This window comes from Treponema sp. OMZ 857, from assembly GCF_024181085.1.
In the GTDB taxonomy this organism is placed as follows: Bacteria; Spirochaetota; Spirochaetia; order Treponematales; family Treponemataceae; genus Treponema.
In genome coordinates, this window is record NZ_CP051147.1 from 2,038,549 (window position 1) to 2,054,988 (window position 16,440).

At 44.1% G+C, this 16,440-nt stretch carries 17 protein-coding genes; 5 read left to right on the top strand and 12 right to left on the bottom strand.

Features of this window, described 5'->3' with window-relative positions; all coding sequences use genetic code 11:
• Nucleotides 1–23: 23 nt before the first annotated feature.
• Together E4N66_RS09195 and E4N66_RS09200 are read left to right on the top strand one after the other, a co-directional pair.
• The gene (locus E4N66_RS09195; protein ID WP_253727780.1) at nucleotides 24–827 is read left to right on the top strand and encodes a MetQ/NlpA family ABC transporter substrate-binding protein; all 804 of its coding nucleotides are present in this window, start codon (nucleotides 24–26) and stop codon (nucleotides 825–827) included.
• Nucleotides 828–980: 153 nt separating this feature from the next.
• Complete coding sequence (locus tag E4N66_RS09200; RefSeq protein WP_371922464.1) at nucleotides 981–1,619, top strand: tetratricopeptide repeat protein; 639 nt, start codon at nucleotides 981–983, stop codon at nucleotides 1,617–1,619.
• A gap of 11 nt (nucleotides 1,620–1,630) precedes the next feature.
• On the opposite strand, the gene E4N66_RS09205 is transcribed toward E4N66_RS09200, so the two are convergent.
• The 5 genes from E4N66_RS09205 to E4N66_RS09225 form a co-directional block, all read right to left on the bottom strand.
• Complete coding sequence (locus tag E4N66_RS09205; protein ID WP_253729448.1) at nucleotides 1,631–2,548, bottom strand: TIGR03943 family putative permease subunit; 918 nt, start codon at nucleotides 2,546–2,548, stop codon at nucleotides 1,631–1,633.
• A gap of 48 nt (nucleotides 2,549–2,596) precedes the next feature.
• On the bottom strand, nucleotides 2,597–3,640 hold the full coding sequence (locus tag E4N66_RS09210) for an FAD:protein FMN transferase (RefSeq protein ID WP_253727783.1): 1,044 nt from the start codon (nucleotides 3,638–3,640) through the stop codon (nucleotides 2,597–2,599).
• 34 nt (nucleotides 3,641–3,674) lie between these two features.
• Nucleotides 3,675–7,271: an alpha-amylase family glycosyl hydrolase gene (locus tag E4N66_RS09215; RefSeq protein WP_253727785.1), complete on the bottom strand. Its 3,597-nt coding sequence runs from the start codon at nucleotides 7,269–7,271 to the stop codon at nucleotides 3,675–3,677.
• 133 nt (nucleotides 7,272–7,404) lie between these two features.
• Nucleotides 7,405–7,677, bottom strand: a complete 273-nt coding sequence (locus E4N66_RS09220) for a hypothetical protein (RefSeq protein WP_253727786.1) — start codon at nucleotides 7,675–7,677, stop codon at nucleotides 7,405–7,407.
• A 50-nt stretch (nucleotides 7,678–7,727) separates the two neighbouring features.
• The gene (locus tag E4N66_RS09225; RefSeq protein WP_253727787.1) at nucleotides 7,728–8,603 is read right to left on the bottom strand and encodes an integrase catalytic domain-containing protein; all 876 of its coding nucleotides are present in this window, start codon (nucleotides 8,601–8,603) and stop codon (nucleotides 7,728–7,730) included.
• A 154-nt stretch (nucleotides 8,604–8,757) separates the two neighbouring features.
• On the opposite strand from E4N66_RS09225, the gene E4N66_RS09230 reads away from it, so the two are divergent.
• From E4N66_RS09230 to E4N66_RS09240, 3 genes are all read left to right on the top strand, one after another.
• On the top strand, nucleotides 8,758–9,645 hold the full coding sequence (locus E4N66_RS09230) for a fructose bisphosphate aldolase (protein ID WP_253727789.1): 888 nt from the start codon (nucleotides 8,758–8,760) through the stop codon (nucleotides 9,643–9,645).
• A gap of 381 nt (nucleotides 9,646–10,026) precedes the next feature.
• Complete coding sequence (locus tag E4N66_RS09235; RefSeq protein ID WP_253727790.1) at nucleotides 10,027–10,317, top strand: Rpn family recombination-promoting nuclease/putative transposase; 291 nt, start codon at nucleotides 10,027–10,029, stop codon at nucleotides 10,315–10,317.
• A complete protein-coding gene (locus tag E4N66_RS09240) occupies nucleotides 10,307–10,846 on the top strand; it encodes an Rpn family recombination-promoting nuclease/putative transposase (protein WP_253727791.1) in 540 nt (179 codons plus the stop codon). Before E4N66_RS09235 ends, E4N66_RS09240 begins: the two co-directional genes overlap by 11 nt.
• A gap of 113 nt (nucleotides 10,847–10,959) precedes the next feature.
• On the opposite strand, the gene E4N66_RS09245 is transcribed toward E4N66_RS09240, so the two are convergent.
• The 7 genes from E4N66_RS09245 to E4N66_RS09275 all read right to left on the bottom strand — a co-directional run bounded on the left by E4N66_RS09245 (nucleotide 10,960) and on the right by E4N66_RS09275 (nucleotide 16,310).
• Entirely contained in the window at nucleotides 10,960–11,352 is a 393-nt protein-coding gene (locus E4N66_RS09245) for a type II toxin-antitoxin system VapC family toxin (protein WP_016518333.1), read from the bottom strand.
• On the bottom strand, nucleotides 11,349–11,543 hold the full coding sequence (locus E4N66_RS09250; RefSeq protein WP_253727792.1) for a type II toxin-antitoxin system VapB family antitoxin: 195 nt from the start codon (nucleotides 11,541–11,543) through the stop codon (nucleotides 11,349–11,351). The genes E4N66_RS09245 and E4N66_RS09250 overlap by 4 nt, the downstream gene beginning before the upstream one ends.
• 195 nt (nucleotides 11,544–11,738) lie before the next feature.
• Nucleotides 11,739–11,942 (bottom strand): hypothetical protein, encoded by a 204-nt coding sequence (locus tag E4N66_RS09255; protein WP_253727793.1) that lies wholly within the window; start codon nucleotides 11,940–11,942, stop codon nucleotides 11,739–11,741.
• A gap of 34 nt (nucleotides 11,943–11,976) precedes the next feature.
• A complete protein-coding gene (locus E4N66_RS09260) occupies nucleotides 11,977–12,282 on the bottom strand; it encodes a hypothetical protein (protein ID WP_253727794.1) in 306 nt (101 codons plus the stop codon).
• Nucleotides 12,283–12,355: 73 nt separating this feature from the next.
• A complete protein-coding gene (locus E4N66_RS09265; protein WP_253727795.1) occupies nucleotides 12,356–12,706 on the bottom strand; it encodes a hypothetical protein in 351 nt (116 codons plus the stop codon).
• Nucleotides 12,707–13,043: 337 nt separating this feature from the next.
• Complete coding sequence (locus tag E4N66_RS09270; RefSeq protein WP_253727796.1) at nucleotides 13,044–14,306, bottom strand: hypothetical protein; 1,263 nt, start codon at nucleotides 14,304–14,306, stop codon at nucleotides 13,044–13,046.
• 42 nt (nucleotides 14,307–14,348) lie between these two features.
• Nucleotides 14,349–16,310 (bottom strand): hypothetical protein, encoded by a 1,962-nt coding sequence (locus E4N66_RS09275; protein WP_253727797.1) that lies wholly within the window; start codon nucleotides 16,308–16,310, stop codon nucleotides 14,349–14,351.
• Nucleotides 16,311–16,440: the final 130 nt, after the last annotated feature.

Sequence of the window (16,440 nt, forward strand, 5' to 3'; positions counted from 1 at the left end):
TCCAATGGAAAGGAGACTAGTTTATGAAAAAACTACTCACATTACTGCTTGGCGCAGTTCTTTGCGCAAGCTTATCGGTTTCCTGCGCGAAAAAAGAAAGCAGTCAAAATATTTTGACTGTCGCTGCAAGTCCGGAACCCCATAAAGCACTCTTGGAGCTTGTAACGGAGGATCTTGCAAAGGAAAATATTACGCTCAAGGTTACCGAGTTCACCGACTATGTAACCCCCAACGATGCGGTCGAAACGGGCGAACAATTCGCAAACTTCTTCCAGCACGTTCCCTATATGGATACTTTTAACAAGGAACATGGGTACCACCTCGTCAGTGTAGGAACGGTTCATATTGAACCGCTTGCGCTGTATTCAAAAAAATACGGAAACCTCTCCGAATTTAAAAGCGGCGATACCATTGCCATTCCGAATGACCCGACAAACGAAGCGCGGGCATTGTTATTGCTTGAGTCCGCACATATTATCACTTTGCGCGAGGGCGCAGGCTTAGCGGCTACCCCGCAAGACATTACCGCAAACCCCTACAACTTAAAATTTAAAGAAATTGAAGCAGCAACACTCCCGCGCGTGCTTGCAGATGTCCAAGGAGCTGTCATCAACGGAAACTATGCTATTCCGGCAGGTCTTTCCGCAGCAAAAGACGGTTTACTAGTTGAAGGAAAAGACTCCCCCTATGCGAACGTTATTTCGGTTAAACAGGGAAATGAGAACGATCCGCGCATCAAAGCATTGATAAAAGCGCTGCAAAGCGATAAAGTACGTAAGTATATTACGGAAAAATATCCTAACGGAGAAGTTGTCGCGGCATTCTAGGAATGTAATTACAAGCCTCTAAAAAGGATTGATTTTTAGAGGCTTTCTTATTACCGGCTGCGGTTCAACGGTTGACGGCTAGGCATCCCCTACGAAAGAGAGGTTGATAAAATGAACGTACAACAGAAAACGTATAATTTTATAGCACGCACTATGGTGATCTTTACGATGTTAATATGTGCATCGGGAGTCATCTATGCGCAAGAAAAGGCGGATGCGCTGAAGTTATACCGTACCGGCCGCAGCTTAGACAGTGCGGGGAGAACGGAGGAGGCAAAAACGTCATATACGGCGGCAGTCGATGTATGCCTTGCCGAGCTCCGCCAAAACCCGCGCAATATGGAATCATACACTGTCTATACGTGGTCGCTGTTCCGTCTGCATAGATACCGTGAAACGGTAGCCGTCTGCAACGAGGCGCTTAAAATCGCGTCGGATGTGCGGATTATCGAAACATTAGGAGAAGCCTACTTTTATCTCAACGATTATAAAGAGTCCCTCCGCCAAATGGAACGGTATATCGATATGGCGCCGACCGGAGAGCGGGCAAGCATTGCCTACTTTTATGTCGGCGACATTTACCGCTTAACAAAACGTTATCAAAAGGCTGATATTGCCTATTCCGCAGCAGTGCATTTGGAACCGTCGAATTCTCTATGGTGGTACCGGCTTGGTCTTGCCCGCGAACTGGCAGGATATAAACAAAGCGCACGGGATGCATTCCAACGGGCGCTTAATATACGGAAAGATTATAAAGAAGCGGCGGAAGGTCTCGCCCGCGTACAGCTTTAAAAACCGCACATCTACGGATAAATGTATTCCCGCTGCGGCGGGTCGATCTTTTTTACCGTTTCTACCATAATAAGCGGATCAAAACTATCCTTATACGGCTTTTTTGACAGCGTACCGGTAACTTCAATCCATTCCCCGTCGGTAAGCGCTTGAACATCACTCCACTGTGCAAGGACACCGACCGGCTGCATATCAGCGGCGCAGCAGAGCATCATCATACGGGCTAAGGCGAATTCATCCTTTTCAAACAATTCCCCATCCTTCCACACAGAGCCGGTTGCCGTGATTTTCTTTCCAACCCATGCATCGGGCTTTGTATACAGCTTGGTAAGCCATTGCGCAAACGTATCGCTGTCCATAACGATACCGCCATCGGCACTCTGCATTTTCTGTTCTGCAGCGGTAGAAGTAGCGGAAGATGCTTCCGCAGGAGCAACAGCACCGGAAGAGAAACTTGCCTGAGCGCCGCCGGCTCCGGGAGGCAATGCAGCAACAGGCGCAGCTGTAATGGAAGAAACCGCAGCCCCTTCACCGAGTGAGTCGGTATACGCAAATTGTGAAAAACGCACTGATGTTCCCAATGCCGCTGACATACCAACCAAGGCAACGGCAAAGACGGCAATACCGAAAACACCTGCGCGTCCGCTGCGGACGTCTCCTACAGGGCGGTCAAAAACAGCCGCAGAATAGCCATTCGTATGCAATGAGGTATGCCGCTGCGATTCTTGTATCACTTGTTTAAATTTGAGTATACCGATAATAAAAAATACCGCCGCTGATAATAACAGCACGGATATATGCTGCTCATGCACATAGCGGTATACCGAACCGGAAACAACGACGCCGATACAATACAGCGCAAAGCCGAAAAGAATTACCGCCTGCGCCATATCTTGAAAGCGGGTATTTTTGGTGTATTGTTTTATCATTTTCACAGAGGCCTCCCTGACTATCTTACAATACGCTAAACCGGCAGCTTATTTGTTTGCAGCGTTTTCATTCGTATTCGCGAACCGGAAGGCGGAATTTAAAATCACAATATTTTTTTCAAGGCTGCCTGTTGTACGGACGCTGTTATCATCAAAGATAAAAAGCGCTTCCGTATCGGGAAGTCCAGCAAGCAGTGCAACGGCCTTCTCATAGCCGAGCACAAAGCACGCTGTTGACAAAGCGTCCGCGTCGGTTGCCGAATTGGAAAAAACAGATACCGCAATCATAGTACTCCGCACCGGATATCCGGTTGCAGGGTCGATAATGTGATGATAGCGGACGCCATCCTGCTCAAAATACCGCTCATAGCTGCCGGACGTGGAAATACTGCGGCTTTCAATCGGGGCGGATATAACCGGCTGCCCCTGCCGGACACGCGGATCCCGAATACCGATATTCCAGCGCTTGCCGTCCGGCCGGGTCCCCACAACGGAAATTGTACCGCCGATATCGATGACAGCGTGCACAATCCCAGCCTGTTTCACGATGCGGGTAAGCTCATCGGCGGCAAACCCTTTTGCAATCGCCCCTAAGTCAAGCTTCATCCCAGCCTTTCTAAGAAAAACCGCCGCACCGGTCAGCTGTACATCCTTATAGCCGGTACTGGAAAGCGCCGCCTGAATATCCTGATCTTCGGGCTTCCGCGCATTCTCGAATCCGATATTCCAGAGCTTGACCACGCTGCCGATAACAGGATTGAACGCACCGTCCGTCTTTTCGGCAAAAAACACCGCACGTTCAAACAGCGGGTATATATCTGCCGGTACATTAACTGCGGATATACCGGACGCCTTATTGATATCGATAAGCGTAGAGCTGTCGGCATTTGCGCTTAAATGCCGTTCAAGCTCCTCAAGCCGTTGTGTACAGGTTTGAAGTAGGGCTTCGGCTTCGGCTTGCGGCATCTCCGTAAATAATTGGATGTTACACACGGTTCCAAGCGCAAACACAGTACGGCTTTCTTTTCTAACGGCAGGCTTACAAGAAGCAAGCAACAGCACAATCAAGAGAAAAAAATAATGCTTTTTCATTTCGATTTCACATACCTTGCACGGATAAGCCGTACTATTTTAACGTACCGGCAAAGAGCTTGAGGTACCGATCCACTTGATATCCCGACTTATGGATTGCTGCAGAAAATTCCGCATCAAACCGGCAATATTTTTCTACCGAAGCGGCAGTTTTCTTCATACACTCAGCCTGTTTAACCGGCCGTGCTGCGGAAAGAAAAAGCATCGCTGCCATATCGTCGGCAAGCAACTCTCCCGATTCACGGTTAAACCACTTAATGCCGTCCCATTCATGAATACCGAGCCGAATCATGACATTAGGATCCTGCGCCATCCGGTTGACAATACCGGTTCTACGGATAACTTTCTTTCCGCGCGCATTATGCACATAATAGAGATACTTTACCGTATCGGCCTTATTTTCAATAGGATCGATATCAAAGCCCTTTGAACGAACCAGTGCCGCAAGCTTTTCTTCGAGGTGTAAAAAGGCAAAGAGCCTTCCGATATTTTCTTCCATCTTGTAATAGACAGCAATATCTTCAACAGCCATAAGGAACACCGAACCGAACGATACGAAAAGCTGCGAAGCCGTTCCGCACATTTTATGAATAAAGACGGTTACGGCAGGTGTCATCGCAGTCAGCGGCATTTCCCGTACCAGCAAACCGGAAGCCGAGAGGAGAAGCCGATACATACGCGCCCGGAACAGAGCCAATAACCGCTTTACGGATGTTTTAGCTGCCGGAACTTTCTCTTCAAGGAATTGTGCAGTCTCCTCACTGCGGTACGTTTCTTCTAAAGCGGTCAAAAAAGCGGCAGCTAACGGTTCAAGCTTGTTGATAAACGAATGTATCTTTGACTCCGTTTCGTGCGGGGTTTCAGTATGCTTACAATCCTTTACCAGCTGCATACAATCTTGCATTGTCTCTTTTGACACGCACGCAGCAAGCGCATCATAGAGCTTCTTAAACTTGATCTCGTTGATTCCCATCGCAACATCTGCAATACCGCTGCCGTTGAGTTTTTCATACAACTTTTGATACTGTCCGTCCGGAGTGTCGGTTACCTCATAGATGTTTAAAAACACCTGTGTTTCAAAACCGTTGAGAGCAGCAAACAAACCGTGTTCCGCAATCTCGCTGTTTTTTCTGATAAACCATAGTTTTGAACGCTGTTCTTGAAAAATGACAAACCGATCCGCAGTAAGCGTCAGTTGCAAACCTTGCGCAAGCGTCCGCTGTACCAGCCGTTTTTCGTCATCGGCTCCCTTAACGGCATAAGCGGCAGACATATTGATCCAGCCGGCAGCTTGTTCATATTTATTGTTATAAAGAATGAGGGAACGGGAATCCCCGTGAACATTCGACCACGCAAAGACATTTTCGTTTACCTGTCCGTCCGTCCAGAAATCATAGAGCAGGAAGTTCTCTACACCGGAGAACAGACGGCGAAGCCGCATCAGCGGGAAAATTTCCCTGCAATGCCGCTCAACAAGACCGGTGTTTACCTGCTCATCGTAATAAGCACGGCGGTATTCCATACCGTATTTTTCTTCAAAGCCTTCAATCTGTCCGTGCCCGAACATCGGCAGTCCCGGCATCGCAACCAGCATGGTACAAACGCCGAAATACTTATCATCCCGGCCGAACTGCGCCACAGCGGTTTCTTCATCGGGATTATTCATAAAATTGACATAACGCTTTAATATTTGCGGGTCGAACTCAAGGGTGTTCTTGATAGTCAACCGGTATTGTGCATTATCTTCCCGCTTGAGCATATTCATAAATGCGGAATTATAGACACGGTGCATACCGAGTGTGCGGACAAAATAGCCTTCCATCATCCAAAAGGCTTCTGCCAACAGGAGCGTATCGGGCGCTTCAGCTGCACAGCGGTCTACTACCTCACGCCAAAACTCTTCGGGAAGCCGCTTTTGGAACTCTTCTGTAGAAAGCGCAAAACGGGAACGGCTTGCAATATCCCCTCCCCTGCCAGGCTCAGGATACCACAGCCGCCGGATATGCTTTTTTGCCAGTACCATTGCCGCGTCAAAGCGGATAATCGGAAAATTCCGCGCGACATGCAAAATTTTTCTGATAACCTCTTCACGGGCTTCGGGATTAAGAAAGTCAATCTGCGCGGTATCGTTCCACGGCAGCCCTGTTCCGTCATTTCCGTGGTAAATATATCGGGTATCGCCGGTATGGTGATCGACCCGCTTAAACACCACGGCGCAATCCGTCTTTGAATAATAATGGTTTTCAAGATAAATACCGACACGGGAATCGTGAGAAAGATTTTCACCGTCAAAGCTATAGCCCGGAAAGGGACTTTCGCGGGTTTGTATAAAAAGATCAGGCCGCTCAATAACCCACTTTGAATCTATACCGGTATGGTTCGGCACCATATCCGCGGCAAGCCGAATACCGCGTGCACCGGCGCGTCTGCGCAGATTTTCAAGCGCTTCCCATCCGCCGATTTCACCGGCTATTTCATAATCCATCAAACTGTAGGCACTCGCTGCCGCTTCCTGATTCCCGCATATCTGCTTAATCCGTGCGCTTGCAGGGGAACGTTCCCACACGCCGATAAGCCACAGTGCGTTGAAGCCCGCTTCCGCAAGGATGTTAAGCTCTTCATCGGGAATTTGATCGAGGCGGGTAATAGACCGCTGATACTTTTTGCTGAGCTGATCCAGCCACACCAACGTGCTTTTGGCAATCATCACAACGTTCGGCATCCACTCGCGGTCGGCGCTGAACCGTTCATACTCCTGGGTCAGGTCTTCAAAATGATACGCGTCGGCTCCGCCACTTCCGCATCCTTGCCATGCAGCTTTTTCTTCTTCGGAAAGGATATCCTGACTTGTTAAGAGCCTGCCGATAAACTCGCTGAGCAAATCGAGCCAGTGCATTTTGATATATTCAAGCTGCCCTTTCAAACTGAACGGCGCATAAGAAACAGGCGCTTTAAGCAGCGAAATCAGATCGATTTTTTCCGGACCGAATACCTCATTTTGGGATGACCATTCGCAAAGGCTGTTCCAAAAACAATTATACGCAGGATTCGCTGCGAGCTGTTCATCGGTAAAAAGCGGATAAAAAGGTTGGAAGGCAGGATTCTCATTTGCAAGTTTACAAAGAATCAATTCTTCAAACGCGCGGTATTTATTTTCAATGCCCGATACCGGATCGGTATTGCCGAACCAATCCTCGACGGACATTGTTCCGCCGTACACTTCGGCAGGAGGAAATTCCGTGCAAAATTCGAGTAATAAATCGTCGAGGTCGGGCAACTGTTCCTTTGCGAGCTCCGCCTGCACAAATTCATAGCCGCTGCTAAAAAAATCGGTACGTACATCCCGCCGATAGAGCCGGCACATATAATGGAATATTTCATCGATGAGTCCCATCGCATTCAGCTGTCCCGCTTTTAAATACTGTTCGGCGCGCACCGGCATACCGAACGCACCCGATTCGACAACTTCGTTATACTGAAAAGTAAACGCATAAATATCGTTGATATTCCGTATGATTACATTTCCGGTCGATGAAAAAAGCGTTTTTGAAAACCGGCATTTTGTACGTATATTGCGGTTGATATGAAATTCCATCGTTTGAAGAAAGCTATCGGCATACACTTTTTGCATAAAATACCCTCGTATGCTTTAATTATACGATGAATACCCGAAGATGTGAAGATGCCGACAGACCGTATTTACTCACGTAAAAATCTAACCGAAAGGCTTCCGGTTACTCAAGTAAAAATCTAACCATAGCACTCTATGTCCAAGGCTGAGCCATAGAGATAAGTTTACGCTGCAAGTATTGCGTTGTTTCAAGCAGCTGTTGTAAATCCAAGTTGTTCTTCCTGCGGCACAGCTCAGCTTTTACCGCCTCGCTTACATCAGAGCTTTCCATCAGCCTGCAATACGGCGTCTTTGCCGTATCATATTTTTTTATGACCTTTGCGTCTATCCGTTTTTTTGCAATGATCTTCATTGAGGGAAAAAAGAAATTGACCAGTGTATTATATTGCTGATAAAGGTCAGCCATAACCATGCGTGCCGCTTCTCCCTCAAAGCGATAGTAACCGACGATGCGTCTTACGACACTGTCATTTTCTGTTCAACAAAACAATTATCATTCTTTTTATATGATCTGCTCCGAGTGAAAATAACTTCATTACTTTTACACCATTGCAACAGCTGTGTATTTTTGAACTCACTTCCGTTGTCGCTATCAATACCTTTCATCTGAAAGGGCAGCTTCTCTTTCACATCTTCTATCGCTTCTTTTACCCAGCGGTGAGCTTTGTTTAAAAGGGCTCTTGTTTCTGTCCAGCCGGAATGGACATCGGTAAGGGTAAGCGTGCAAATATACTGTCCTTGGGTACTTATGCCGCAGTTGGCAACGGTGTCAACCTCAAAAAAACCCGGCTTACGTTCATCCCAATCGAAAAAGGTGCGGATGGGAATGAGCTTATTAAGATTCTTTGCAGGTCGTGTTGTTGAAATACCGCGGATGGAATGTTTTGGGATTTCCGGTTTGAGAATCCTGCCCACTGTCGCGCTTGATATGCGGGCGAGTTTTGCTTTCAGTTTTTCATCATAGCCGAACTTTTGAGTAAAGTAATCGATATTATCCCGAATGAACGGCACGAGCCGTTTTGCACACAGATACATCGAAAAAATCCACAGCCGGATGACTTCTTGTTGTACGTCTTGACCGTAGTATTTTTCATAGTTCCGCTTTTTACGTGTCTTTGTAATGACCTGTACGCTCTGTCTTGCGACATTGTTAAAGTGCGTGACCTTTACATATGCACTATTTTTCAGAACGTGAATGGCATACTTTCGATTGTAACCGGTTGTTGCGATAAACTCATCGATTATTTTCGTCTTGCTCTTTTTGCTTGCCGTACAGTAACGCTTCGCCGTCTCTTCGGTTAATTTCTTTTTCGTTTTCATGTCTAACCCCATTGCGCCCTTCCTTTGGGCTTCTATTTTGGGTTAGATTTTTACGTGATGCACCGCTTCTTTTTCGGTTAGATTTAACGTGATGCAATGCGCAGACTAGCGTTTTTCGCCATCATAGGATATACTGACATTGCAGTATTTTGCAGGAGGTTTTACTATGGACAAGCAAAAAATAGAACGAATGCGCACCGGAAAAGGATTTATCGCAGCCCTCGATCAGAGCGGCGGCAGCACGCCTAAGGCCTTAGCTGCCTACGGTGTTGGGAACGATGCTTACTCAAATGAAAAAGAGATGTTCGATATGGTGCATGCCATGCGGACACGGATTATCACCAGTAAAGAATTCGATAAAAAACATATCCTCGGTGCTATTCTTTTTGAGCAAACAATGGATCGCGATATAGAAGGTATCCCGACGGCAGATTATCTGTGGGATAAACGCGGTGTTCTTCCGTTCTTAAAAGTTGATAAAGGACTTGCAGACGTAGCTGAAGGCGTTCAGATGATGAAGCCGATGCCCGATTTGGAAGCATTGCTGAAGCGCGCCGTACAGAAGCATATCTTCGGAACAAAAATGCGTTCGGTGATAAAGGAAGCGAATCCTGCCGGTATTAAAAAGGTTATCGACCAGCAGTTTGAAATCGGCCTACAGATTGCAAAGCACGGATTAGTACCGATTATCGAGCCGGAAGTCGATATTCACAGCCCCGATAAAGCAAAGTGCGAAGAGATTCTGAAAACGGAAATCCGCGAACACATTGCAAAGCTGCCGAAGGATGTACTGATTATGCTCAAGCTCAGCATTCCGACACAGGCAGACCTGTATAAAGAATTTATTGACCATCCGCAGGTTGTACGTGTCGTTGCGCTTTCGGGAGGCTACAGCAGAGAAGAGGCTAATGCCTTGCTGGCAAAGAACCACGGTATGATCGCGAGCTTCTCCCGCGCCCTTGCTGAGGATTTACGTGCACAACAGTCGCAAGAAGAATTCGACAAAACGCTCGCGGCCGCAATTAAGGGCATCTACGACGCTTCGATTACATAATCAACCTTCCGCATAAGAAAAGGCAATTCATAATTAAAAATTATGAATTGCCTTTTCTTCTCCTACAACCTCACCGCAGAGACAGAGAGCGGGAATCATTTAATCTAACCACTGATATCTTTAACGAAAAAGTTCTGAATTATCACTCCCTTTTTCAAGCTGTGTTTCTACCGGTGATGCTATAGGGGATATATCCTCAATCTATCAGCGGTGCAAAAGTGTCCTATCTTTTAACAATTAATCCTAAAATTTCTTCCATTGGATCAAAATCTTCACCTTACATTCGCAGCCGCAAAGCTGCAGAGACTTTCCCCATATAATAAAATAATTGCCCGTTACCCGATCTTATGCTATATTTATAACACAAGAGGTGGGTAGCATATGGAGAAAAACTTTGACGACTTAACTATTGTCGACGATTATATGTTCTGCACTGTCATGGAAGACCCCATACTGTGCAAGGAACTGCTGTCAATGCTGCTTAAAGATAAGGTCGGTAAAATAATAAAACTCTTTCAGCAAAAGCCGATAAAAACTCAAATCGCCTCAAAGGGTGTACGGCTCGATATTATGATTGAAGACGAACACGGCAAACTCTACGATGTGGAAATGCAAACCACCGACCAAAAGAACCTGCCTGAACGTATGCGATACTATCAATGTGCTTATTGATAACAGTGCAGTGAATAAGGGCGGAGACTACAACAACTTACCCGATACCTTTATTATCTTTTTATGTACCTTTGATTATTTACAAGAGGGATTACCGCTCTACACGATAATCCCCTCATGCAGAGAAACAGGACAGATTTTTAATGACGGCACAACAAAAATAATTGCAAACAGTACAGCGGCCGAACATGCCGAAAAAGATTTAAAAGCTTTTTTATCGTATATGAACGGGAAGCCACCGGAGACGGCATTTACCAAAAAGCTTGACAAGCGAGTAAATGAAACCAAAGAAGACGAAGAAAAACGGAGGGAGTATATGTTATTAAAATCATTTGAAATGGATGCACGTAGAGCAGGTATCGCCGAAGGCATACAGCAAGGAATATCTCAAGGCATACAACAAGGTTTTGCCGACGGCTCTTACCGGAAAGCACTTGAAACAGCAAAGGTTATGCTCGAGCGAAACTATCCACCGGCAGAAATTTGTCTGATGACAGGTCTTTCCAAATCTGAAATCGAAAAGCTATAATCCAATCGGTCGGTGGTAAAACTTACCACTGACCTTTTCCGCACTGCCGGATACCGGCACAGATCAACAACCCCAACGTTGAGCATCAGGGTACGGTGCTCAACGTTTTGCATCTACCTTTTAACAATCAATCCTAAAATTTTTTCCATTGGATCAAAATCCCTATCATTGTGTATTAATGGAAATCCGTTTTCTATACAAAATGTTGCGATTATAACATCTATTGTTTTTCTTACTGTAATGCCCTGTTTTCTCAATTTTCTATAATTATTTGCAGCTTGTATTGCAATTTCCTTTCCGAGAAAATCTCTGTATTCCAGACTATCCATAATGTGCTTTGCCATGAGGTATTCTCTATCGTTTTTAAATCCTTGTAAAAATTCAGTTATTATTATATCACCGGTTACGACTCTGTTACGGATTAATTCATTATCCAACATATCGGTATGAGGTGCATCAATCCCTTTTACATAATCAATCCAAACCGATGTATCTGCGACAATCATTTATCAAGCCTCATTTTTTCCAAATCACCATCCCAAAACAGTTTCCCGCGGAAATTTCTTATGCTTGCTTGATTTTTTAATGTTATTAAAAGTTTTAAAGCTTCTTCAACCGTTTCTTTTTTTGTTTTATAACCGGAAGCATGCAAAGCTTCACTCATTAAGGTATCATCAATAACGATATTTGTTCTCATAACAACTCCTATGTGTATATTCTAATATAATTATACACATATTTTGATAAAAAACAATATTATTATTGATCAATTATTCTGTAAATAACTGTTTTTTTCCTGTAAAAAATATTAAAAACATCCGCAGTTTTCCCCACCACATAAAAAATCCCCCGCCGGTAAGCCGACGGGAGGATAAGTCGCTAAGCGGAATGCTTATTTTTCAAGAACCGCCATCTCGTAGTTGCTATCAGTAAAATATGCAGCGACTACTTTATTTGCATAGGTACCGGTAGTTGGTATACCCTGACAAATCGTGTACTGCTGGATACCGTTGCTTGCAAACACCGGCAGCACAACCCAGTCGCTGGTGAGTACCCCAGAAGTTTTAGCACTCACCAGCGTAATCACATTCGCCATAGAATATCTTTCTAAATTAAAAAAATCTGAAAGATTATTTCAATTTTTCCAATATGTCTGATACTTCAACTTCATTACCATCTGGAAGTTCTATGGTATCATCTTCTGTTTTTTTTGACATATCAACTTTCACAACCTCATAATTTTCGTCATATCCAGCTTGAAAAGCCGCTTCATCAATATCCTCTACAGAAGGATCATCAATTCCCCATTCATTTAATACTTCATTAGTCGCCTGTTCGTATTGCTGCTCGACAAAATTCTCTGCTTTCATTTTAGATGCTGATGCATATTCACATTCACCATCCCTCATAGCAAGGTATAAAATATTCTCTGTCATCTCAAAAACCTCCTGACTCTATATGACTTTTATATGTTTAACATACCAGTCATTATTAAGTATAGTCCATATATTACTTATCGTCCTGAATCCATGTACTATATTTTTCAAAAATATATGTAGGATTCATACTAACAAACGTAACGCGTGCAGCATTTCTTTGAAAACTATCAAGAAATTGGTACATTGGTTCCTGTTGTAAAATAAACTCATCAATTAAGCTGGGATTATTCAGCAATAAGTGATTCAACGTTTGCATCATCATATATTGTTTTTGCATATGATCCGGTACGTAAACTCCATTAATAAAATCCCTGAGGACTTCATTCATACTTTTCCCCAACATCGTACAGAATAAGGCAAAATTATCCTTCGCCTTTTTATCAACTCCTTTTATCGTTATTGAAATTAAATTTTCAGACATGTGTTATGCCTCCTATAATCTATAATAATGCAAATAATAACATTTGTCAACCACTTTTGATACAAAAGATTGCATAATAAGTATTAATACTTGCCTCATAAATCTCAATTTACGCTCTATCCTAGGCCCCTAACACGATACTAGAATTCCTAATCTAGTATTTCCTGCTTATAAACCTGTAATCTTCCAGCATTCCTCCTGATCTATGCTAATTATATTCCGCTGCAAGGGTTGGATAAAAACACCCTGGCTTTTATACGAAAAGTTAGGAAAATACCCCCGTAATACAAAGAAAGCCCGGCAAGCACTGCTCAACGGGCTTTTGGCATATTCTCTTTTACTCAAGTATTGCCGTTTCCAATCCTCCGGTTGTACCGTATCCAAGCATTACAGATTGTACGTTTGACGCATTCTTCTTAATTCCAACACCAACCGTGTAATCAAGCGGAATTTTTTTAGTAGGAATAGTCATTGCCTCCCATGTTCCGGTGTATTTATCATTTTTTACACCGTCCGCAATATCTGCAGCAAGCTCATATTTGCCCTGATCATTCTTCTTAACTATAGGCTTGGCCTGTGCAAGATAGGCAACTCGAACGGAATTTGAAGTACGGGTAAACGAACTCATGTAGTAAGAAATATAGGGAACATATTTTTCCCCCGTTCCATCTTCAGTAACTGCTCCGGTAGTTTCATCAACCTTATACTTTTTAAATGTTGTTTTTGTGTCCGAAACTTCGATACTGATATTCGTACCGACCGACAAATAGCTATCCACAGAACATACTACCGGATTTGCATCGTATTTAGAAAGATACGCATACTTTAAGTCACCGTTTTGCGCAGAATAATAGGCAATATGAATACCGCCGTCTTTATCTGCAACCAAGTCTACATACCATCCGACAAAGCCGGTATCAATGACCTTTACATCAGACCAAGTGCTATAAATGGACGCTGATGTACTATATTTATACACCAGTCTTTGATTTTGTGAATCATACCATACAACGACGGCTCTGTCCGCATCGGTTCCAGCGGGAACAACACCTACCGCTACATAAGGACCGGCAGTCGCTCCTGTAGCAATAGCAACCGCACCGACGGCAGAACCTTGATTAACGTTATTATGATTGCCTAAGGCCCCGCCGAAAGTTAGCTGACTATTAGAATCTGAGTTACCTGAAACAGTACCGTATCTGAATTTTACCTGATTAGCGGAAGCATCGTAATAAGCAGTATACACCTTGCCTGATCCGTTTGTTGCAATTTTGGGGCTTACGATACGGTTTGAGTTAAATACAGAATCGTTGAATGCATTTTCCAAAGCAACTTTTTTATACCCAGCATTGTATGCCATACTAGTGTTACTATGTGTATCTGGATTCTTATTGGCTATCAAACCAGGATTATCTTTTGTATTCCACGCATAAAAACCGAAATTCGCATAATTACCGTTTCCTTGTCCTTGTGATGCAACTCCACTGTCCCCATTCATAGCAGCACCGTAAATTCTGCCGACATTATCAACAGCACATCCAGTGTCATACCACTGAGTATAGGAACGATCAATAGCAAATGTTTGGCCTTGCAAATTCATCTTCACATACTGCGGTCCACTGCCATAAACAAAGCCCACTGTTTAGTTAGCATCTTTACCAATGCGCATTGTCGGATACCGAACGCCTGTATCAGTATTTACTGCATTAAACTTCCACACACGCAGCTTTGTGTCATCATTCAAGAGGTCGTTGTTTGCACCATTGGGCTGCATATTGTAGACAGCATTGCTGTTTATGTTATTAATACTTTTCACGCTGTTTACGGTAACATCCAAGTCTCCCGATTTTGCAGAGCTGCTCAATGTAACCTCAATTTTATTTGCAGTGGGAGTACTGCTCATTGTTCCGATAGACACAGTCGGATTATCACTACCGGCTTTTAAGTTAAACCCATGTACAGTTATTGTTTCATCATTCCGTACAGGATATGCACCTGTTGCCGATCTATTAAACACGGACGGGTTGGAACTGTATGCAGTATTTAATTTTGTCGTTATCTCCGTAATATACGGCACAACATCCACCTTTCTGCTATCAGACGCGTTATTTGTTTGAGCTGTATCTTTTACTTTTATCGTAATATTTTTATCGGTTCCGACGCCGTCCGTTATCTTTGCGGTGTTCCAATCGAGCTTCCACTTAACGGTATGACCGGTTTCCACACTAAAGTCACTCGATATAACGCTAAAGTGCCATCCGTCATCATTAAAATTACCAGCAGCAGCGAACGAACCCGACTCAAAGGTCGCAAGCTTCGTATATCCAGCATCCGCACCAGTGCCGACTGTTCCGCCGGTGAACGTAAAGCCGTCGATCTTTGCCCAAATTTCAGTGATAACCTGATAGTCGTGAGCAGTACCGGTAATGCTTATCTTACCGGAAACTTTATCATCTCTGTCCATAAGTCCCGTTCCGCCAGCGGTAAACGCACTTGGTAAATCGGTACCTATTTCGATGTGGCCGTTAGCTTTGCTGTTGCCGTACAAGCTGTTATCGGTTTCGGAAACCCACTTAAACGGATCTATCTCGTTTGTAGGTGCAATTCTGTCCTCCGTATCTACAATAACGTCAAGTTCCAGTTCCGCTTTCCATGTATCGGTACCGCAAGTCAAACCGGCCGCGGAATTCCATACGGTAAGCACCAAAGTGCGCTTTATAGGATTAGAACTTTCAGGATTATCACTTTGTTTTATCTTGTCAAAATCAATTTGTGCCAGTTCAATTATACCGTTTGGAGGTAGGGAGCGCAAATTATGCACTTCCACTTCCGGTAATGAATTGCTTATTTTTTTTCGTTTAAGCGTGTATTTTTTAGCAGTAGCCCCCACATCTTCCGCAGTAATTTTAATCTGCGACTTATTGTTTTTAAATCTAAAAGTTCCGCCGTCAGCTTTACCGTACCAATCGTGATCCTTGCTGTCGATGCCATTAGGTTTGTCGGCATCATAGGTAAGCTCCACTGCCTTGGTTTCAACCGTAGGAGCATCATTCGCGATAGTTCCATTCCTGTTGATATCCGTCCCTAGTTCTACACCGGTGATTTTCAACAGATTTTTCTTCAGTTTTACATCTGCTTCAATGGGTGTAGGTGTATTATGCGCACGGTCAATTGGGGTAATCACGATTTTTCCTTTACCGTCAACAATGCTTGTGAGACTTACATCGATTACACCTTTCCATGTTACAAAGTTGACATCGCCATTACCGACATCCGTCAATACACCGCTCGGAGACTCCAATTCAATTTCTGTTGAAGATACTCCGTTATAGTTTACCTTAATCTTTTCAATACCGGAGCCCACATCATAAGCTGCGCCAACTACGCTAACCTTACCGCTTGCGTCAGGCCGTAAATACTCAATGGGACTGTAGATAAGATAACCCGTTGTCGGATTTGCCGGAGCAGAGGCAAGTGTAACCCTACCGGTATCCTTATCGAACGCCGTAATTTTAATATCCTGCCCCGAAGCAAAAACCCTCATTGTCTTGTCAATATTTGTTTTGCCCTTTAACGCGTCGTCGCTAAACAAATTTCCGCTCACTTTTACGATGCCAGATGAAGCTATTTTCGTGCCGAACACTGCTGTAGAAGCAGTATTATCGTACTTAGAGGCATTTATTCCCTTAATAATATTTCCCCATAGTAATGTGTTGCAGTCCGCATAAAATTCA